Origin of the sequence: Croceitalea dokdonensis DOKDO 023 (assembly GCF_001306415.1) — a bacterium.
GTDB lineage: Bacteria > Bacteroidota > Bacteroidia > Flavobacteriales > Flavobacteriaceae > Croceitalea > Croceitalea dokdonensis.
Genome location: NZ_LDJX01000001.1, coordinates 751933 through 774171, shown reverse-complemented (window position 1 = coordinate 774171; position 22239 = coordinate 751933). Strand labels below are relative to the sequence as shown.

Sequence of the window (22239 nt, the reverse complement as noted above, 5' to 3'; positions counted from 1 at the left end):
AAAACCAAACAGTATGAGTAATTACCATATCAAGCATTTAGAAGAATACTACCAAGTATACAGAAAATCCGTAAGGCATCCAGAGAATTTTTGGGAAGAAATAGCAGAAGAACATTTTGTTTGGAGAAAGAAGTGGAATTCTGTTTTGGAGTGGGATTTTTCAAAACCTGAGGTGAAATGGTTTAATGGCGCCCAACTTAATATTACCGAAAATTGTATTGACCGCCATTTGCATATAAGGGGCCATAAAACCGCAATTTTGTTTGAGCCTAACAACCCTGGGGAAGAAGCACGGCATATTACGTACAAAGAGTTGCATGAACAGGTTTGCAAAATGGCCAACGTACTCAGTGAAAAGGGTATCAAAAAAGGGGATAGGGTGATCATATACCTCCCCATGATTCCAGAACTGGCCATCTCATTATTGGCATGTGCTAGAATTGGGGCGGTCCATTCCGTTGTGTTTGCGGGCTTTTCTTCCACTGCACTTTCTACCAGGGTCAATGATTGTGGCGCAAAAATGGTAATCACATCGGACGGCTCCTTCAGGGGTGCCAAAACTATAGATTTAAAAGGCATTGTAGATGAGGCCCTCAAAGAGTGCCCAGAAGTTAAAACCGTTTTGGTGGCCAAACGTATCCATTCTGACATCAGCATGAAGGCGGGTCGTGATGAGTGGTTGGCACCTTTGATGGATGCCGCTTACGGTGACTATCCTCCTGAAATTATGGAAGCGGAAGATCCTTTGTTTGTGCTGTACACCTCTGGTTCTACGGGTAAGCCCAAAGGTATGCTGCACACCACTGGCGGGTATATGGTTTATACCGCCTATACCTTTAAAAATGTTTTTCAGTACAGGGAGGATGATGTGTACTGGTGTACCGCCGATATCGGATGGATTACCGGCCATTCTTACATTGTGTATGGCCCTTTGGCCAATGGGGCCACCACGGTTATGTTCGAAGGTGTTCCGTCGTATCCTGATTTTGGAAGGTTCTGGGAAATTGTGGATAAGCACAAGGTTACCCAGTTCTATACCGCCCCAACGGCCATAAGGGCATTGGCAAAAGAAAATCTTGACTTTGTTACTACATACGACCTTTCTAGCCTTAAGGTCCTAGGAACCGTGGGCGAGCCCATCAATGAAGAGGCATGGCACTGGTACAACGATCATGTGGGTGAAAAAAAATGTCCTATTGTGGACACTTGGTGGCAAACAGAGACTGGAGGCATATTAATATCGCCGATTCCTTTTTCAACTCCCACCAAACCAACCTACGCCACCTTGCCACTACCTGGTGTACAGCCTGCACTGATGGATGAAAACGGTCAGGAGATAACGGGTAACCAGGTAGATGGTCGCCTGTGCATCAAATTTCCTTGGCCGTCCATGGCCCGTACCATTTGGGGGGATCACAAGAGGTATAAAGACACCTACTTCACGGCTTTTAAAAACATGTATTTTACTGGAGATGGTGCCTTACGGGACGAAGTGGGGTATTACCGCATCACTGGAAGGGTAGATGATGTTATCATAGTTTCTGGGCATAACTTGGGTACCGCACCTATTGAAGATGCCATTAATGAACATCCGGCAGTGGCGGAATCTGCTGTTGTTGGCTTTCCACATGATATCAAAGGAAATGCGCTTTATGGGTATGTCATGTTAAAAGAGACGGGCGAATCTAGGGACCGCGATAACCTGAAAAAGGAAATCAATCAAATGATTACCGAGCATATAGGGCCAATCGCTAAACTCAATAAGATTCAGTTTGTAAACGGGTTGCCCAAAACAAGGAGCGGTAAGATCATGAGGCGAATACTGAGAAAAATAGCCTCTAAGGACACCAGCAACCTTGGGGATACTTCTACTCTTTTAAATCCAGAGGTAGTAAGTGAAATTATTAAAGAGGTGCTTTAAAAGGATATAGGCCAGCTAAAAAACCTACCTTTTTTAAGCAGCTCTTTTGTTGAGGTAGGTTTTAATTTACCGATAATGTGCCAAAAAGCGATGGCGGTAATATAGGCATCGCCCAAGGCTGTGTGCCTATCGCTAGTAGAAATATTAAAGAATGCTGCCAGTTCGTCCAAGGTGTAATGGCTGTTGGCTTTCTGTTGCGACCGTGGTAGTGAACGGTGGAACAGTACAGAAGTATCCAGCGTTTTATTTTTTAATTTGGGCAAGCCGTGCCTTTTAAGCGAGGTGTTGAGCATACCGGTGTCAAAACCAACGTGGTGCGCCACCAAAATCGCATTTTCCAGTATGGTCAACACCTTTTTCAAACCTTCCAGTTCAGCTATTTTTTGTACCGCACTTGTTTTTCTTATCCCATGTATGGATACCGTTTGGGCGTTGAATTTTTCTTGTTCCAGAAATAGCTCAAACGCTTCCTTGGTTAATATCTGCCCGTTTTCAATACGAAGTGCCCCAATGCTCAGTATGCGATCTTTTTTAAGATTCAGGCCCGTTGTTTCCGTATCTAATACCACAAGACTGACCTTGCTAAGGTCTTGTGACAGCCCATTTTTAAACGAGGCCGCATAAGCCTTCCAAAAAGCTGGGAGTTCTTTTTTTGTCTTTGTCATCATTGCAGTCTTGAAACCATAAAACGGGTATTGATGAGTTCTTGAATCCCTTTGATGGACTTAAAGGTCCGCTTTAATTTAACTTTTTCCTCTTTGGTCAATTTATCTAAAGAAATAAAGCGTCCGGAGTCGTTATGGGCCAAACCTTGTTTTGTCCTAAATTTAAGAAGGGCTTTACTGGCATAGCTGCACGCCAAGAACAACTCGGCATTTTGGGGTTGTATTTCGGCCAATTTTTTAAATCGGTCCCAAGTATTGGATATCCCCGTAATGTGCTCCGATAAGGTGAGTACCCGAGCAGCATCTATTAGTGGCATGAGCGCCCTTTTTTTTAAGTCAAAATAGTCTCTGTGCTCCCCGTCTTGTTCTACTAAAAACTGCCGAAAAAAACCGGTAGGTGAAGGACTCATCAATGCATCTTTTGCCAAATGGGATAAAAAAATGGGAGAAGATCTTATGGTCTTTGTAATATGTTTGGACAGTTGTGAAATAAGTATAGCATCTCCATAGACCAAGGAATAATCAAAGAATATGGAGGAGAGCAGCACCTCATTGGGTCCTGGGTTGGTAATCCATGCAGAAATCGTTCTCCTATAACCATCCAGGCTTTGGCACCATTTGGGATTGGAGGCCATCATTCCGGCAGGGCAATAGTCATAACCAATGGCATGTAGGCCCGCTGTTATTTTTTTTCCCAGTTCTAAAAAGTAGGATTGGGTGGTTGGTAGTTGCCCATCTGGAACGTTGGCAAAAACCAAAGCGTTGTCCTGATCGGTATGTAACAGTTGTTCCTTGCGGCCTTGGCTTCCCAAAGCTAGCCATGCGAATGGCACCGGAGGCCCACTGGTCATTCGCTGTAAGGTTAAGGTTATGATTTGTTTGATGCAAACATCATTCAATTCGGCAATGATATTGGCGGTCAGTGCCATTGGGATATTTTGTTTTAAATAGCCGCGCAAAAGGTTCATTACCCCCATACGAAGCGACTTTATTTCCTCCACCGATTTGGAACGTTTAATAGCTTTGACCAAAACAGCGGGGTTATTGCCCAAGGAGAGCATAATATCGTGTTTTGAGAGTACACCTATGGCTTTGGTGTTGGTGGTGCCGTCTTCTGTAAGAACCAAATGGCTAATGTGGTTTTTCATCATGCCCATTTGTGCTTGTGCCACAGATAATTGTGCAGGATACGTAATTACCGGTGTGGACATTATGCTCGCTGCGTTCTCTGTAATGGAATGTAGGCCTGTAGCAATTTTATTGCGTAAGTCCTTGTCCGTGATTATGCCAAGCGGCAGTTGGTTTTCAGTAATAAGAATGGCCCCTATCCGGTGCATGGTCATTGCTTTTGCCAAGGTAGCGATACGTTCATTGGAAGTTGCAGTAACAAGGTCTTTGGTGTAGGTTACGGGCTGAAAGTCTAAAAAATCGGTACTATGGCGGTTGGCATCAAATTTTACGGTGTCTCCAAGTAATTGTCCTTTGGGCATGCTAGCATAAGGATTTCGGGTGTTGGATGCAAAACTCTCCACCAAAAAAGTGGTCACTGCGCTATTATTTTTGGCTAGGGGCCTAAATACGGCAATAGGTATGGCGTAGAGGATGCTCTCTTCCTCTGCAAGAGCGTCCAATCGGTAGCTATCATTCGCCATTAAAGGTCGAAGACCAAATATATCACCCTCATCACAAATATCAAGGCAAAGTTGCTCATGGGTGCTCCATAGGCTAATTGCGCCTTTGTGCACCACGTAATAATGAGGGTGGGTAGCTTCACCCTGTTTAAAAATTACGCTTCCTTTCTCTTTGTAAACGATGTTTACCTCTGTAGCAATCTCTTGCAACGTGGCCTCCGGTATGTTGGAAAATGGAGGGAACCGCTTTAAAAAGTCCGCAATCCGGTATGAGATAGAATTCTGCATACCTTAAAATAGTCAATAAATGCAAAAATTAGCTTAGTTGTGTAAAAAAACGAAGTATAATGACACAAAATCGGCTGCTGTACAGCTAACATCCAGGTTCTGTCCGGGGAAGTTAAAACCCGCGCCCGGCAAGTAAGCAGTATTTTAGAGATACATTTGGGTTAAAGAGCCTTATGAGTAAGCCAGCAAAAAAAAATCCGTTGCACAAACCTTGCACAGCGGATTTACATTCCTGAATTTTCCAAGGCTTTACAGGCCTATCAAGTAGCGAGAGAGGGACTTGAACCCTCGGCCTCCGGGTTATGAACTTTAACCGCTATTTTTTAGTTTTACAACCTATTGAAAAACAAGTAGTTATTAAATATATTTTTACTGTATTAGTGTAAACCGTATACGCTACCGTATACGGTTTACTTTATAAAAATATTGAACTTCTATAAATTTTCCTAATAATATTTGTAATGTGCACAATATTAAATAAGAGAAGATTAGTAATAGATAGGGGTTCGAATCCTGCTAACTCTATTTTAATATTTCTTAACATTTAAAACCTAATAATTAATTGATTTTAAAAGGTTTTATCTTTTGGTCTTTTCTTAAAAATGCTTTTTTGACCGGATAATTCTTTTAAGAGGTAAACAAATCGGTCAAAACAACATTCTCAAATTTTAATTCCATTGTAAGCGGGGGAATCCAGAAAAAGGTTTATCGCGTAAAAGGGATTAGAGGTAAAAAGAATCTGTAATGATAAATTGAAATTGTTCTTACACTAGGTGACCTTCATAAAAGATAGAATTTGTAGAAAAAGGAAGTTATAAAAAACAATAAGAATAAAATGAAACGGTACTTGGAATTACGTTATGTGAAAACCTTGAATTAATAGCTAAGCTTTTTAACGGATTATAGCAAGCCTTCTTCATCCAGAGATATTTTTAACTCGGCCTGATTTTTCCAAAATCTATCCTTAATTTTCTGCATAATTTCCTCAAAATCTGGATGGCTCTTTAATGGTTTTATCAATGGTTCATCTTCGATTAATAAAAACCAATACAGATAATTCTCTGTTTCGGAAAATATTCTAAGCTGTTCGATAGCCTCATTGATTTTTCCTTCATAAGCGTATTTCCAAACCAGATTCACACTTCTATAAATGGATTGATCTCCTTCGCAATATTCAGAGAAATCATTAAATAGTTTCTCAGCTTCCTTGTCCAATCCCATCTCTTTATAGACCAGTGCAATTTTGACATTTTCCTGTAAATAAATATCCAGACTATTTGCTTCCCTGGTTTCCACAAATTTTTTAAAATAGAAGTAGGCACTGTCATAATTTTCCTCGATGTAGTACAACTTCCCTATGTCCTGTAAAATATCAAGCCGAGTCGTATCTTTCTTCCATTCCTTTATCAACAAATTCCTTGTACGCTCAATATTACCGTCCTTGGCGAACAGTATAAATGCCTTTAAATGTGGAGCATAAAAATTTTCAGCATTATAATCCAACGAACTGTTAATATATTTTAAAGCTTCATCTGCAAATCCTGACGATACAAGCGCATTACTTAGTTGTAAATACGTATAGCTCTGAGTAATGGAATCACTAGCAACGGTTAGCTGAACCCCTTTTAATGCGTACTCTAGGTATTTATCAGTATTGGGCAGCATATGCGAATAAAATTCCGCAAGCATTTGTACTGCCAACGATGAATTAGGATTATACTCCAGTGCCTTATTAAGATGTGGTAAGGCTAATTTGTACTCCTTAGTTTGTATATAGTAGAAGGCCTTTGCGACCAAGCTTTCGGCGGATTTTGAATCGTAAAGCAAGGCCTTATCCGCAAAGCTGTTAATCTTTTCGGTGTACTGTTTCTCTATTTGCGACATTTCTAGAAGATAGTATGAGATAGCGATGTTGGCATAGGCGAGGGCAAATTCTGGATCCTGTTCTATAGCTTTTTCGAATAATGAAATGGCCTTTTCCAAGCCTTCTTCTGAGCGAGAATAATAAGGGTCCAATGCCTGTAGGTAGTAATCATAGGCCAATAGGTTTTCAGTTGGTTTTTTTTCAATTTGCTCCAGTTCTGTCGGTGTTACGACGGCTGCAATGGCATCTGCAATTTTCTTGGCCACGTCGTTTTGCAATTCAAAAATGTCCTCAACTTCCCGACTGTACTGTTCTACCCAAATAGGGGTGTCCGTAGAAGCGTTGATCAATTGTATGTTGAGCAACACCTGATCACCGACACGCTGACCGCTACCTTCTACCAAGTAGTTCACATGCAGCTCCTCGGCAATCTCTGGAATACCCTTGTCCGTTTTTCTATATTTCTCTACCGAGGTTCTACTGATGACCCGCAGGTCTTCAATCTTCTGAATGTTGTTCAAAGCAGATTCCATCAGTCCGTTTACAAAATAAAGATTGGTGGAATCGCTGCTCTCATTCTTAAAGGGCAATACTGCAATGGATTTTTCAATTTTCGGTTCATTTATAGCATCCTTTTTATTGAACAGTATTATGGCTACAAGTATCAGTGCTAAGGATGTTGCAGCAATAATCGGCCATTGGTATAGTTTCAAATAGTTTGGTTTAATCTGTTCGATTTCAACTTCTACATCACTTTTTCCAAGCTCCCCAGGAGAATATCCGTACTGTTCTCGAAAGCATTTAATGAAATAGGAAGTGCTTCCAAAACCTACTTGATATGAAATTTCGGAAACCGTTGAAGAATCTTCCTTTAGCAGTTTCATTGATTCCTTAAGACGGACTTGACGTATAAACTGGCTTGCAGAAAGCTGTGTCTGTTTCTTGATCTTCCGGAGCAGGTTGGATCGGCTCATGTGCAGAGCTTCCGCAAGTTCGGACACCCCAAATTGTTCGTTGGCCAAATTTTCCAGAATTAGGGCTTCCGCTTGTTCTATAAAGTTTGGTTTTTTGGCCGATGGATTTGACATGTTGTTTTTTGCTGGCTCTAAATTAGGGAAAATATAGAGAATTATGCGTTATCGCCAACGGCCATCGATTTAGAGGAAAAAGCATCTTTTGCGTCATAAGTTACATTGCCGCGCCATAATTTTTATGCCCTCCTGAAACTTTACATAGTTCTGCGCATAGCTCCTACAGGTTGCTGCAAGTTCTATAGCACCTTTGTAACATCAAAAATCATAACGAACAATTTAAAACAATAATTATGAAAGCATCAATCACAAGAACAGCAACGGAGTCAAGAACAGGACAGTACTTCTCATCCTTTAGCGCAAGCAAAAGAACCCAATGGGCACAGTACAGAAACTTTAACCGCTAATCACGATCAATATGAAAAAATCAAAAAACAACACAGTCATGAAATCGAAGATTCACGAATACCTATAAAAATTAAATAACAAAGCCATGAGTAAAACGGGCATCAATCAATCGCCAACGGAATCTAGAAGGTTCACTTTCTTTACCCATTTTGAGGACAGCAAGAGAATCCGTTGGTCACATTCCAGACCTTACCTTCATTTAGAAGCCTAGTTTGTTGGTTTGAAAAAAGGGGTAGGCCCTAATCAAAGTCTATCCCTTACCATAACAAAATTATAACAATAATTAAAAATGTAATTATGAAATCAAAGATTCACGAATACCTATTAAAATTAAATAACAAAGACATGAGTAAAACAATCAAAAAACAAGCTAAGTTAAAAGTGGCGTGTGCTGCCTTTACTTTAATATCTGCACTAGCATTTGCACAAAACATTTCTAACACTCAAAACAGCTTTAACCGAGATGGTTTTATCTTCGAATTTGGTCTAGGTGGCGGTATAATCAGTATAGAAGATAGTGCTGGAACCCAAAGTTTTGATGATACCCAAGGCGGTGGCACTTTTCCTGAATTAAAGTTTGGCTATATGCTGAACAACCGTTTAGCCGTTACCGTTTCTGCACCTGGAATGATTTACACGCTTAATGATAACGACAGGCACTTTGGAGGCATTATACCTTCTGTTCAGTACTGGGTAAAAGACCGGTGGTGGATACATGGTGGTGCCGGTTTAGCCATAGATGGCCCTGCATTATATGATATTGAAGATAACATAAATGAAGATTGGAATACGGGTTTAGCTGTTATGGCGAGCACGGGTTACGAAGTGTACAGAAAAAACAAATTTGCCTTAAACGTCCAATCCAAATTACTCCTGGGTGGTGTAAAGCTAGATAATAATAATGACAGAGAGGTGGTGCAATTTAGTTTAGGAATTGGCTTTAGCTGGTTTTAATCATTTGCACCGCCAAAGGGTATAATATCCCAAGGCTTGCCTCGAAATTAAAAGTCCGTTTCCTACGAATGCATTGCGGGCTTGCCCCGAGGTCGTTTACTAAAGAAAAAATAATAGCAATAATCAAAAAAATATAATCATGAAATCAAAGATTCACGAATACCTATTAAAATTAAATAACATAATCATGAATAAACCATTTAGAATTAACACATTAAGAACCTTGGGATACATGTCATTAGGCCTTCTTTTACTTACGACCGCATGTGGTCAAACAAGCAGTAAATCAAAAACCGAAGTAACCACCAGTACCGAAACCAAGTCGGTAGTTGATGCACCAGAAATGGATATTCAAACAGCGATACTATCGGACAATCTTGAAGCCGTTAAACAGCATATTTCGGCAGGAACAGATTTGAACAAAAAAGACCCTATGACCGGGGCCACACCACTAATCACTGCCGCGAGCTTTGGAAAGCATAAAATTGCGCAAGCCCTTATTGATGCCGGTGCGGATTTATCGGCTAAAAATAACGATGGTGCAACAGCTTTGCATACGGCCGCATTCTTTTGTAGAGTCGAAGTCGTACAGTCACTTATTGATGCCAAAGCCGATAAGACCGCTAAAAACAACTTTGGTATGACACCAAGGGAAAGTGTTATGGGGCCATTTGCAGAAATAAAACCCATTTATGAAATGCTACAGCAGCAATTAGGGCCGATAGGTTTACAAATTGAGTTGACCGAAATCGAAAAAACCCGCCCGGTCATAGCAATGATGTTGCAATAATCGATTTTAAAATTAAACATGATGAAAACTGAAAGAAGATATGATATTGATTGGTTAAGGGTTATTGCCATTGGCTTGCTGCTCATTTATCACATCGCCATTGTATTTCAACCTTGGGCCATGTTCATTGGCTTTATCAGAAGCGATGAATTTCTAGAAGGTTTATGGAAACCAATGACCATGTTAAACGTCTGGCGGATTCCACTTTTGTTCTACGTCTCGGGAATGGGGCTCTATTTTGCCATGCGCAAGAGAAACTGGAAACAATTGCTTCTGGAACGGACAAAGCGTATTCTTTTACCCTTCGTCTTTGGCTTTATAGCCATAACCACCTTACACATGTATATTTTTCAGACGTATTATGATATGCCGTTGGGCTATTATCCGCATGTAGGGCATTTATGGTTTCTAGGGAATATTTTTGCATACGTCCTGCTGTTACTGCCCTTATTTTTCTATCTGAAAAAGAACGAGAATGGAAGATTTAAAAACGGCTTGTCCAAATTCATGGGTAATCCTGTTGGGCCTTTGTCGATTTCTATATTTTTTGTGCTTGAAGCATTACTGGTAAAACCCCAGCTATTCGCCCTATATGCGGAGACTTGGCATGGCTTTTTTATTGGATTTTTGGCCTTCTTTTTCGGCTTTCTTTTCGTGTACAGTGGTAAAACATTCTGGCAGACCGTTTTAAAATGGCGCTGGTTATATATTGGTTTGGCCGCCGTGCTGTTCGGCATAAGATATTTTAATTACGCGACGGAAGCACCCGGTTATCTTACGGCTATCGAATCCAATTGTTGGATTTTCGGCGTTTTCGGCCTCGGATATAAGTACTTGAACAAACCAAGTAAAATCCTGAGTTATTTGAGCCAAGCAGCGTATCCTGTTTATATCATACACATGTTTGTTTTGTACGCAGGGGCTATGTTCATATTGCCATTGGAAATACCTATCTTATTGAAATTCGTAGGTATTGTAGCTTTTACAGGTTTAGCCTGCTATCTCATTTATGAATTTATTATTAAAAGGATTGGATTCTTAAAGCCATTGTTTGGACTTAAATGGAAATCCAATAAAGCAAAAAAGCTCATGAAAATGTATCATCTAAAAATTAAGGACTCTTCAAATTAGTTCCAATTTAAAAAACCGAACGATTGGTCACACTTTTTAAGATACTTTAATGTTACTTTTTTGATAGTCTTGAAAGTTGAAATGTAACAAGCCTCGGTTTATTAAGTGTTCTTTAAAAATATTAAAATGTCGGAAAAATTAAGCCATCCCAAAGAAGTCCGGAAAACGATACTGTTGTTTTTGGGTATTTTGACCTTGCTAAGTACTATCTGTTATTACGCAATACTCAAGCTGAACCCTACAAGCATCTATGTCGGGGCTTTAATGATGAGCCCCGCATTATCCGCCTTTATTACATTGAAGCTACTGAAAAGACCGATTTCAAGTCTTCCTTGGGGTCTGAAAAGTTTGAAAAATTTGCGCCTATCCTATGTGATTCCGGTAGCCTATATTATGATTGCCTATGTATTGATTTGGGTTTTCGGTTTTGGAAATGTGCTCAATCAGGAAACTATCACCGAGTGGTCGCAAGAATTAGGCATGGAAGGTTTCAGTAGTACAATTATACTATTGACTATGATTGTTCTCTTATCTATTGTTGGTGTTGTAAAGAACATTGGTTCGACATTGGGCGAGGAAATAGGATGGCGGGGATTCTTCAACTACGAACTTCGGAAACTATTTTCCTTTGGTGGTGTTTCCATGATTAGCGGATTGATTTGGGCGATATGGCATTGGCCAATTATCTTTTTGATATACAAGGGAAGTGGAAACCTGTTGCTACACATTACAGCTTTTACCGTAATGATAGTTGCAATTTCGGTCATTTTGGCCTACTATACTTTTAAATCCAACAGCTTGTGGCCTGCGGCCCTATTTCATTCCGTACACAATATATTCATACAGAAGATTTTCACGCCGTTGACGATAACAAATAACTGCACGACTTTTTGGATAGATGAATACGGACTCATGCTACCGATTATTACGACGCTATTTGCCATCTATTTTTGGCGAAAGGCGAAAGTTGAGAAACTATAGGTTTTAAGACAATAAAATGAAAAAACAAACAACCGTATTATGGCAAAGAAACAATCAAAACGAATACTCAAAATCATATTAATTATGGCAAGCATCAGCTCACTATTCTTTGTACCATGGATTTTGCTAAGATTACTGTTAACACCATTACCTGATACGGTTCAGGAACAGGTCAATGATGCTATTGTATACGGATTGGACGGCATGATTGTTTATGTAGACCAAGCTGGCAAGCCACCTCAATTTTATGCCGCTGGCTGGCAGAATCGAAAAAATAAGATTCCTGCCAACCCAAAAGCTTTATTCCGGATTGCCAGCATTAGCAAGTTGTATGTTGCTGTTGCCGTAGCAAAATTAGTTAATGACAATCAGTTGTCTTTAGACAAAACGCTCGCTGATTATATGCCGGAACTGGTGGGACGAATTGAAAATGCGGATAAAATCACCTTGAGAATGATGGTGCAACATCGGAGTGGTATTCCGAACTATACTGACTTTCCGGGTTTTTGGATAAACGATTATTCGAAAAACACCAAAGAATCGCTCGATTTGGTCCTCGATACCCCAGCCGATTTTAAACCGGATAAAAAATATAGGTACTCAAATACCAATTACCTGTTGATTGGCGAAATCTTGGATAAAACATTGGGATATAGTCATCACCAATTTATCAAAAAAGAAATTTTAATGCCCCTTGGGCTCAACCACACCTACAGTTTGCTAAGTGAAGTGAATTTAGACGATGTAATGAGCGGATATGCCGTGGATTATGAGCCAGACCTAAAGCCAAATGATTTTGTAAGCCCTGCCGGCTCCATGGTGGCTACAGCAGAGGATGTGGGTATATTCTTGAGGGCGTTGAACGACGGCTCCTTGCTCAATGATAAGGAACAAGCTATCTATTCGTCAATCTATGTATATGAACATACAGGATTATTACCAGGTTACAGCAGTATTGCCAAGTATCACAAGGATATTGATGCTGTTGTTGTTCAATTTGTAAATACCAGTGGCGGATACTCTTGGAACGTATCAGAAAAAATTAATAATAGAATTGTAAAAATCCTGAAAAGGAGAAAGTAACCAATACCTTAAAACTAATATACGCAATGAAAAAAACAGATACTCTAGAAACAAATGCATCAAACAAGTCTCAAAGCGCATGAAAACTAAATCTCATCCTTTTTGGCGCTGGTTCTGGCTCACTTTCCTTATTGTTTCTCTTGGGTATGCATGGTATTCATTCTATGTACCTTCTAATGATATGGTTTGGAATGATGACATGGTATCTGCTCAAAAGCTTGCTGACAGTTCTGACAAAAATATTATGTTATTTTTTACCGGGGAATGGTGTTCGCCTTGTCGCATTATGAAGCGTGAAATTTTTGTAGACAAAGAAGCCATGAATGCCATTAATGCGAAAGTTATACCCGTAGAAATTAATATTGATGACCCTAATGTTGAAGAACTCGTAAAGCACTATAACATTGGCGCTACCCCAACCACAGTTTTTATTGATCCTGAGGGAAACGTAATTGAATACGCTGTTGGAAAGGTTGGGAAAACAGAATTCCTTGAAACGCTTGAAAATTTCGATTTGCCTTAATTCTAAGTAAGGTAGAAGCGCCTGATATAAAAAACGACATCATACATCTTTAAATTACAAAAGACTAAAGACATTTCGCTTTCAAAAGCAGCCATAATAAAATTGGGTGATACTTTAGACGAAAGTTATGCCGATATCTTTTGGGTTGATGCTCAGATTATTGAAACGCTTAGACCTAAAACTGACTAGGATTCCTTCACAACGGTTAACCTAATAATAGTTTATTGATATTTGTTTTATACAGTTTACCAATAGGCACAATATGATCTCCAATATGAATTCTATTGCCTTCTACACTACGTATATACTTTTTTGCAACTGCAAAAGACTTATGAACTTGAAGAAAATCATTGTCTGAAAATAATTGTATCGTATCCGATATTTTTTCTCGAATGCTGATGATGCCATCAGTAGTAATAACTTTGGTATAGTTGCCAGAAGCTTCAATAAATAGTATGGAATCTATAGCTACCTGAACATGACTATTATTTTGCTTTAAAAAAATATGCTTTCCTTCAGGCTTTATATTCTGTTGTCTTCCCATACTTATTGTACTAATGGCTGAAGACGTCACTTTATTAATAGCACTCAAAAAACGTTCTAAACTAAAAGGTTTTAACAAGTAATCTACAACGTTTAATTCGTAGCCTTCAATTGCGAATTCACTGTAGGCGGTCGTGACAATAACTTTAGGAGGTGATGATAAGGTTCTTAAAAATTCAAATCCTTTTAATTTGGGCATATTTATATCTAAAAAGATTAAGTCAACTTGATGTGTATTCAAATACTCAAGGGCTTCCAAAGAGCTATAACAGTTTTTCTGCAACTTCATATGCGGAAGCATTTCACAATATTCCATGATAATCTTGTGGGCTATATGTTCATCATCTATGATTAGATACCTCATTATTTTAATTTTAGAGATAGTTTAACTTTATAACTATTGGCGGTAACGTCAAAAGAAAGAGCATGCTTATTGGAGTAAACTAGCTCTAATCTTCTCTTTAAGTTTTTTAAACCAATACCTTCTGTATTGGGTGCTTGTTGTAATTCAAAATTATTTTCAATTATGAAATTTACCTTATTATCCTTTTCAGTTAAGTTAATATGGATATACGCGTCTTTTTCTAAATTTTCCAAGCCATGCTTAAAAGCATTCTCTACTAGAATAATAAATAGTAAAGGCATAATTTTAGCTTGCGGATGCTCAATTTCAGAATTCAATTGAACATCAGACTTTTTATGATAGCGTATTCCTTGAAGTTCAATATAGTTTTTTAAATAATCTAATTCTTGTTTGAGGCTAACCCAATCTTTTTGGCCCTCATAAATACTATATCGCATCATATCAGAAAGTTTAAGTACCATTTCCCTTTCCTTAGAATCTTTTTCCATTAATCCATACAAATTGTTGAGTGTATTGAAGAAGAAATGTGGGTTTACCTGACTTTTTAAATGCAGTAGTTCTGTTTTTTCTTTTTCATTCTTTAATCTAATAATTGATTTGATCTGTTTAAAAACCCAGTGGGCAATGGTGATAAATAAAAGAGTAAAGTACAGGACAATAAACTCTACAAATCCTTCCAACTTGCCAAAAGTGTCATTAAATAATACAATGACCAATCCTATAATTACAAGGGATATTTTATAAACACTGTTTATAATTTTCTTTTTCCCATCTGATATTTTCAACTTCATAGGTCAAGATTAATTAAATAAAATTCCTCCTACAAATTAGTTGACAAACAATAGATACAGAGGAATAAACACCTGCTTAGCAGGGATAAAGTACGTTTGCACCAGTCTTAAGGTCTTGTATCACGCCTAAAATGAGATGTGTCACTTTTTGTTTTTTACAATTAAGGCCCACCATAAGTTTGCCTCAATCAATCAAAAAACGAACAGTATGGAACTTAGAATTGACAATCTATCAAAAACGTATTCAAACGGGATTAAAGCTTTACAAAACATTTCACTAGATATACCAACAGGCATGTTTGGTCTATTAGGCCCAAATGGTGCAGGCAAGTCTACGTTAATGCGAACTATTGCAACACTGCAAGAAGCCGATGCTGGTTCCATTGACCTTGGAGACATCGATGTCTTAAAACAAAAAAATGAATTGCGGCAGGTATTAGGTTATTTGCCACAACAATTTGGTTTGTACCCAAAAATATCTGCCGAGGTATTACTTAATCATTTCGCAGTGCTTAAAGGCATCACTAATAAAAACGAACGTAAAGAATTGGTGAAGGCACTGTTATATAAAACCAATTTATATGAGGTGCGACAACAAAATCTTAAAGGATTTTCTGGTGGGATGAAGCAACGTTTTGGTATTGCACAAGCGTTGCTTAACAATCCGAAGTTACTTATTGTAGATGAACCAACAGCAGGATTGGATCCTGTAGAACGCAATCGATTTTACAATGTTTTAAGCGAGCTTGGGGAACATACTGTGGTTATTTTATCCACACACATTGTTGACGATGTCAAAGAACTCTGCACAAATATGGCCATTATTAACCAAGGTCAAGTATGCTTAAAAGGGCAGCCGTTACAAATACTGGAAGGCCTAAAAGATAAAGTCTATAAAAAAACAATCGAAAAATCAGAATTGAACCTATATAAAGAAAATTATCAGGTCATCAGTGAACGATTATTTCTTGGAAAACCAACCATTCATATCGTAAGTGATACGAATCCAGGAGACGGCTTTTCGCTTATTAATGCCGAATTAGAGGATGTCTATTTTTCGGAAATATTCAATAATACTAAACTTAAATCTAATTAGTTATGTGGTATACTATTTTTAAGTTCGAAATACAATACCGTATTAAACGACCGGACACCTATGTATTCTTCCTTTTTCTATTTCTATTTTCAATTGTTGGTGTTGACTTTATTTTTCAAGGTTCAGAAATGGGTCTTATGAAAAAAAACTCACCCATAGTGATTGCAAAAACAATGGGAGCTATTACAGGTATATTTATGATATTAGCCTCAATGATAATGGGCGTTTCTGTACTAAGAGATTTTGAATACAATATAGAATCATTGCTATTTTCTGCACCAATCAACAAAAGAGATTATTTACTAGGTCGATTTTTAGGATCGTTTGCAGTTTTGCTATTTGCATTTACAGGTATTTTATTTGGCATGATGCTAAGCGAATTTATGCCATGGCATAATCCAGAAGATCTATTAGGGTTTAATGCCTTTGTTTATATAAAGATATTTTTAATGGTATCGTTACCAACGTTGTTTTTTGGAGCTTCGTTGTTTTTTGTAACAGGTGCTTTAAGCAGAAACTTAGTAGTCGTATATACCCAAGGTATTATTTTATTTGTGATTTTTATGCTAACCAAAGCTATCACTAATGAATTTTGGCAAGCCATTCTAGATCCATTTTCGCTAACAACAACCACTTTTGCTACAAAGTCTTGGTCAGCTTTAGAAAAAAGTATCCAAGAGCTACCCTTTATTGGAGCCATACTTTATAACAAACTGTTTTGGGTTTCTCTAGGAATACTTGCTTTGATCTATGGTTATAAAAAATTCAATTTTAATATCATTAAAGAAAAGCGATCAAAGCGAAAGCAAGTTGAAAAATTAGTTGCTAAAAGCACTAGTGTTGTTAGTGATATAGAAATTCCTGAAGCTACAAAGCAATATGGATTACTTTCAAAATGGAATCAATTAAAACAATTTTCTTGGTTTTACTTTATCAGTATTTGCAAGCAAGCATCATTTTGGGGAATTGTTATTTGTGGGATGATTATCATTCTCATTAATTCCGTAAATCTTGGAACTGTGTATGGTGTGGATAGCTATCCAGCAACCTATTTTATTGTTGAAGAACTCAAAGAAACATCTATTTATTTCTTCATAATAATTTTAGTGTTTTATTCAGGTGAATTGGTATGGAAAGAGCGAGGTGCTAAGTTAGATTTAATCTATGACGCAACACCAATGTCTAGTTTTATAAAACTAATGGGTAAATACATTGGATTAAACGTAGTGTATGTAGTATTAATGCTCGCATTAATTGGTTCAGGAATTCTATTTCAAACATTAAGTGGGTATTACAAATATGAATTCCAAGTCTATTTTTATGGTTTCTTCTTAGAGATTTTACCGTTTTTAGCACTGTATACATGCATTGCATTTTTTATTCAATCTGTGGTAAACCATAAGTTTGTAGGCATAATGTTGGTGATTTTATTTTTTATAGCCAATGTTGCTTTAGGTTTATTCGGGTTTGATCACGAATTATATTTTTTCGGAGGCAGTGCTTTAGGAACGTATTCTGATATGAATGGTTATGGTCATTTTTTAAAACCCTATCTGTTCATTAAATCGTATTGGTTTCTCTTCGGAATACTATTACTAATTATTGGGTCTTTGGTAAATGTAAGAGGTACTGAAACCAATTTGATGCAACGCATAAGAGCTAGCAAAAACAGATTGAGCAAGCCGCTTTTTAAAGTTGCTTCTATGGTCTTTTTAGTATTTATACTCATGGGAAGTTTAATCTTTTACAATACGAATATTTTAAACACCTATTGGACCAATACTAAAGCAACTGAATTTAGAGTAGCTTATGAAAAGGAACTCAAACAGTTTGAATATATACCACAGCCCAAAATAGTAGATGTGAATTTAAAAGTGGAATTGTATCCTTCATTAAGAGATTATACTGCGGAAGGGTATTATATATTAAAAAACACCAATGCGCAACCCATTCATGAGATTCATATTCAGAAACTAATTGAAGAGAATATCACATTAGATGCTGTCACTTTTGATGGAGGCGCAACAGAAAATAATACATACGCTACCTACGATTATACCATCCATCAGTTGCATAGCCCTTTGAATCCTGGAGATTCAATTAAAATGAACTTTAAGCAATCATTCACTACGAATGGATTTGAAGCAGGTAATTCAAATGCTAATATTGTTGAAAATGGAACATTCTTTAACAATAAAGACTTTCCAACATTAGGTTACAACAGAAAATATGAGCTAAGTGATAGGGATGAACGTTCAGAATATAATTTGCCTGAAAGAACGAATAGAGCTCATAGAAATGACCCTAAAGAATTAGTTAATGCAAGATCTGGTAGTGATTCTGACGGTATTCATTTTGAAATGGTCATTGGAACAGAAATTGATCAAACAGCATTGGTTCCTGGGAATTTATTGAAGGAATGGACAGAAAATAATCGTAATTATTTTCATTATAAAATGGAAATTCCAATGATTGATTTTTACTCAATTGTTTCAGCAAGGTATGACATAAAAAAAGACAAATGGATTTCAAAATCTGATTCAATTTCAAAACAAGTAGATCTGGAAATTTACTATCATAAAGGTCATGAGTATAACATAGATAGGATGATGAAGTCTATGAAAGCTTCTTTGGATTACTATAGCACAAATTTCAGTCCGTATCAATATGAACAGTTACGTATCATGGAGTTTCCGCGTTATGCGCAATTTGCACAATCATTTCCGGGCACTGTTCCATTCTCAGAGTCTATAGGTTTTGTATTGGATATTGATGATGAAACCGATGTTGATATGGCATTTTATGTGACCGCACACGAAATTGCCCACCAATGGTTTGCTATGCAAGTGGAAGCGGCAAATGTAAAAGGGCAATACTTTATTTTGGAAACACTTTCTCAATATGCAGCCATGATGGTTTTAAAAGCGCACTATCCAAAAGAAAAGGTTCATCAATTTTTAGAGTTGCAATTAGAGAAATACGAAGAAGGCAAACTCAGAGAATCTGGAGCAGAACCAACGCTAGCATTAGTAGATAATCAAGACTATATTTATTATGCTAAAGGTGCCATTAACATGTATCAATTTCAAAAGGCAATAGGCGAGGAGCAGGTCAATAAAGCTTTAAGACGCTTTTTGGAAAATTGGAATACCACTAACGGTAAGCTTAAAATGAAAACCAATCGCTATGCCACCAGTCAAGACTTGTTAGGCTATTTTAGAGCGGTTACACCAGATTCGTTACAGCATATACTAGTTGATCAATTTGAAAGTGTTAAGCCTGTAGAATTGTAATTTCTTGGCTTATGGCACTTTACCAGGTTGCGAAATTAAGTTTGAACATCTTATAAAAATTATAGTTTATTACGAGGGCCATGAATACCAAACTAAATAACTAACAATGAATATGCTGCAGCGGAAAGTCAGATAAGTATTATTTTAAAAAAAGTAATGACCCGAGTAAACACTAATTATAGGCCCTGGCCCAATAGCTATAGGGGGAGGGGAGGGTAATAGGTATGGGAGAAAAATTTATTTCGAATTACGTTTAAACCTTCAATCGTGCGTCTATGTATTTTTCCTTTCCGAATTTAAAATCAATGTGTTTCTTTGTATATGAATGAATATCAGTACAAAAACACTCAAAAGTAATAGAACAAACGCCCTTTATTGGAAGTGCCAATTACTAGGATGGTGTACTGTTTCTGTTTATTGGGCATACACGGTATACACAAGAGATGACTATGGGGTGTTTTACACTTTCTGTAATTATGTTTTAGATGTTGCCATTGGAATTTTCCTGACCCACATGTACAGAACATATGCTTTAAAGGCAAATTGGAGTCAATTACCCATTAAAAAGCTGCTTGTTCGTGTAATTCCCAGTATACTTTTATTGGCTTTTTTATATGTGCTTTTAAACAATTTGAAGTGGTATGGCTATTGGACCTTGATAGCGGAAGAAGATAAGAATATATGGGTATCGCTTCTTTATTGGGATCCCATATTACTTACCGGTTTACGGTTAATGTCTATCTGGATTTTAGCGTATCATCTGTATCATTATTATCAAAAAGAAGTTGTAACGGCAAGAGAATATGCTCAACTTTCCTTAGTGGCGAAACAAGCACAATTAGATAATTTATCGGCTCAACTAAACCCACATTTTTTATTTAATTCCTTGAATTCCATAAAGTCCTTAATTGTTGAGAACCCTAATGTAGCCAGACGTGGGATAGACTTATTGTCCGACTTATTACGTTCCTCTTTATATGAAAAAGATAAAGACTTAATTTCAGTAAAAAACGAATTAGCTTTAGTAAATGATTACATAGAGTTGGAAAAACTTCGTTTTGAAGAACGATTGGAAATAGACATCACTCTTGATAAGACGTTAGCCCATTTTAAAATTCCAACCTTGAGCATCCAATTATTGATAGAAAATGCCATTAAACACGGAATTGACAAAGTTATTGAAGGTGGGTTAATAACTTTGAAAATTGATAAGAACGGAGATCAAGTCTATATACAAGTTCAAAATCCAGGAAAATTAAATGATACTAAATCTGCAAATGGTTTAGGTTTAATGAACTTAAAGAAGCGCTTGGAGCTTCAATATAATAAAGAGGCTTCTTTTACTTTAGAAGAAATAGCTAATAATATAGTACAAGCGACTATACTAGTACCCTACAGAGCAGATGAAAACATATAAAGCGGTTATTATCGATGATGAACGTTTAGCGCGAGAAGAGGTAAAACGTGCTTTAAAAAAATATCCGGAATTTATCGTGGTTGGAGAGGCAAACAATGTGGATGCGGCTATAAAATTAGTAGCGGACGAAGATCCAGACCTATTGTTTTTGGACATACACATGCCTGAAAAGTCAGGATTTGATTTATTAGAAGAATTAACCACCGTTCCAGAAGTTGTTTTTACAACTGCGTATGACCAATACGCTGTAAAAGCTTTCGAATTAAACGCATTGGACTATTTGGTTAAACCTTTACGGGAAGAACGCTTTGCAAAAACCATAGAAAAAGTAAAACAGGAGTTGGCAGAGAAGGCAAAGGTGTCACAAGATGTTTTGCCCATGCATAAAAAGATTTTTATTAAAGACGGCGAAAAATGTTATTTCATTCCAATTTCTGATATCTACTATATTGAATCGATGGATAATTATGCGCGCCTATACTTTGGTGGTAAAAAGGCTATGATCAAACGTTCATTAAATCTACTTGAAAAAAAGTTAGATACCACCGTGTTTTTTAGAGCCAATAGGAGTCAAATTATCAACACACATTTTATTAAAGAAATTCACCCGCATTTTAATAATAAGCTACACATCATCTTGATTTCTGGTGAAAAGATTGAAGTTTCAAGCCGACAGTCTGTTAAGTTTAAAAACTGGAATAGCTTATAATTGATTGGTTTGTAAATTAATTTTACGCTTATTTTCTTTTATTCACGTTCCTGTACTTTCCCTTTACACATGTATATATTCATCATTTCTTTGCTTCAGAAATAAAATTTTAATTAAAAAAATAGAACGATGTGTAACTTCAAAAATAATTATCACCTACCTGTAATTCTAATTGTTTTGATCATTATGGGACTATATTCATGCACCAATGACACCTTAAAAATCGCTGCGCAACCTACTTTATCCGATTATTCCGTTGGAGAAAAATGGATCTGGAAGTATAAAGGTGTTACTACCGAAGGCGAGGTACGTTCAGAGGGAGAAGATACAAGAGAAGTAGTTATTGCAGATGGTGTTTTGGGGATGACAATGGGTAATGATACGATTCCAATAACAGACATTGTAAAACCGGAAGAAAGCGAAACGCCAAGATATGACTGGCCTTTGGAAGTGGGTAAAAAGTGGAAATATGAAAAAAATTGGACAAGTCAAGATGGTACCACAGGAAAGCAAAGTCAAGATGTAGAGGTTTTATCCTTTAAGGAAGAAACAGTAGAAGCAGGAACATTCATGGCCTATACGATTCAATACAAAGGTGTAATTACAAATTCGAGAGGGTATAATGCCAAAACGGATGAAGTGTGGTTGTATGCTCCGGCTATAAAAAATTTCATAAAACTTATCCAAACCCAAGATGATTTTTTATACGAAGAGGAGTTAAAACTGTATTCAAACTAAAATGAAAATTGAGCATTT

18 protein-coding genes are annotated in these 22239 nt (G+C 37.2%); 13 read left to right on the top strand and 5 right to left on the bottom strand.

From position 1 onward, the window contains the following. Positions 1-13: 13 nt before the first annotated feature. On the top strand, positions 14-1921 hold the full coding sequence (acs, locus tag I595_RS03385) for an acetate--CoA ligase (protein WP_054557960.1): 1908 nt from the start codon (positions 14-16) through the stop codon (positions 1919-1921). On the opposite strand, the gene I595_RS03380 is transcribed toward acs, so the two are convergent. From I595_RS03380 to I595_RS03370, 3 genes are all read right to left on the bottom strand, one after another. After that, positions 1918-2586, bottom strand: a complete 669-nt coding sequence (locus I595_RS03380) for a 3'-5' exonuclease (protein ID WP_245628212.1) — start codon at positions 2584-2586, stop codon at positions 1918-1920. The two genes, acs and I595_RS03380, sit on opposite strands and share 4 nt — an antisense overlap. Further along, entirely contained in the window at positions 2586-4505 is a 1920-nt protein-coding gene (locus I595_RS03375; protein ID WP_054557958.1) for a DUF294 nucleotidyltransferase-like domain-containing protein, read from the bottom strand. Before I595_RS03375 ends, I595_RS03380 begins: the two co-directional genes overlap by 1 nt. 900 nt (positions 4506-5405) lie before the next feature. Beyond that, entirely contained in the window at positions 5406-7457 is a 2052-nt protein-coding gene (locus I595_RS03370) for a helix-turn-helix domain-containing protein (RefSeq protein ID WP_054557957.1), read from the bottom strand. 436 nt (positions 7458-7893) lie between these two features. On the opposite strand from I595_RS03370, the gene I595_RS17705 reads away from it, so the two are divergent. From I595_RS17705 to I595_RS03340, 7 genes are all read left to right on the top strand, one after another. Continuing rightward, positions 7894-8019: a hypothetical protein gene (locus tag I595_RS17705; RefSeq protein ID WP_257786209.1), complete on the top strand. Its 126-nt coding sequence runs from the start codon at positions 7894-7896 to the stop codon at positions 8017-8019. An 86-nt stretch (positions 8020-8105) separates the two neighbouring features. Then, positions 8106-8762 (top strand): hypothetical protein, encoded by a 657-nt coding sequence (locus tag I595_RS03365; RefSeq protein WP_241240866.1) that lies wholly within the window; start codon positions 8106-8108, stop codon positions 8760-8762. Positions 8763-8901: 139 nt separating this feature from the next. Continuing rightward, positions 8902-9552: an ankyrin repeat domain-containing protein gene (locus I595_RS03360; RefSeq protein WP_241240865.1), complete on the top strand. Its 651-nt coding sequence runs from the start codon at positions 8902-8904 to the stop codon at positions 9550-9552. 21 nt (positions 9553-9573) lie between these two features. Further along, positions 9574-10683, top strand: a complete 1110-nt coding sequence (locus tag I595_RS03355) for an acyltransferase family protein (RefSeq protein WP_054557955.1) — start codon at positions 9574-9576, stop codon at positions 10681-10683. A gap of 126 nt (positions 10684-10809) precedes the next feature. Beyond that, entirely contained in the window at positions 10810-11664 is an 855-nt protein-coding gene (locus I595_RS03350; protein WP_054557954.1) for a CPBP family intramembrane glutamic endopeptidase, read from the top strand. Positions 11665-11703: 39 nt separating this feature from the next. Further along, entirely contained in the window at positions 11704-12747 is a 1044-nt protein-coding gene (locus I595_RS03345) for a serine hydrolase domain-containing protein (protein ID WP_054557953.1), read from the top strand. Positions 12748-12826: 79 nt separating this feature from the next. Further along, complete coding sequence (locus tag I595_RS03340) at positions 12827-13270, top strand: thioredoxin family protein (protein WP_054557952.1); 444 nt, start codon at positions 12827-12829, stop codon at positions 13268-13270. A gap of 205 nt (positions 13271-13475) precedes the next feature. On the opposite strand, the gene I595_RS03335 is transcribed toward I595_RS03340, so the two are convergent. Next, entirely contained in the window at positions 13476-14177 is a 702-nt protein-coding gene (locus tag I595_RS03335) for a LytR/AlgR family response regulator transcription factor (protein ID WP_316934155.1), read from the bottom strand. Then, positions 14177-14968: a sensor histidine kinase gene (locus I595_RS03330; protein ID WP_054557950.1), complete on the bottom strand. Its 792-nt coding sequence runs from the start codon at positions 14966-14968 to the stop codon at positions 14177-14179. Before I595_RS03330 ends, I595_RS03335 begins: the two co-directional genes overlap by 1 nt. A gap of 208 nt (positions 14969-15176) precedes the next feature. Here I595_RS03330 and I595_RS03325 point away from each other — a divergent pair, with 208 nt between their 5' ends. The 5 genes from I595_RS03325 (at position 15177) to I595_RS03305 (ending at position 22221) form a co-directional block, all read left to right on the top strand. After that, positions 15177-16064, top strand: coding sequence for an ABC transporter ATP-binding protein (locus I595_RS03325; protein WP_054558035.1), 888 nt, complete (start codon positions 15177-15179; stop codon positions 16062-16064). Between the two features lie 137 nt (positions 16065-16201). Further along, positions 16202-19357: an ABC transporter permease/M1 family aminopeptidase gene (locus tag I595_RS03320; protein WP_245628211.1), complete on the top strand. Its 3156-nt coding sequence runs from the start codon at positions 16202-16204 to the stop codon at positions 19355-19357. A gap of 325 nt (positions 19358-19682) precedes the next feature. Continuing rightward, the gene (locus tag I595_RS03315) at positions 19683-20774 is read left to right on the top strand and encodes a sensor histidine kinase (RefSeq protein ID WP_054557948.1); all 1092 of its coding nucleotides are present in this window, start codon (positions 19683-19685) and stop codon (positions 20772-20774) included. Next, positions 20761-21483, top strand: a complete 723-nt coding sequence (locus I595_RS03310) for a LytR/AlgR family response regulator transcription factor (RefSeq protein WP_054557947.1) — start codon at positions 20761-20763, stop codon at positions 21481-21483. The genes I595_RS03315 and I595_RS03310 overlap by 14 nt, the downstream gene beginning before the upstream one ends. A gap of 129 nt (positions 21484-21612) precedes the next feature. Continuing rightward, complete coding sequence (locus I595_RS03305) at positions 21613-22221, top strand: hypothetical protein (protein ID WP_054557946.1); 609 nt, start codon at positions 21613-21615, stop codon at positions 22219-22221. The last annotated feature ends 18 nt before the right edge of the window (positions 22222-22239 follow it).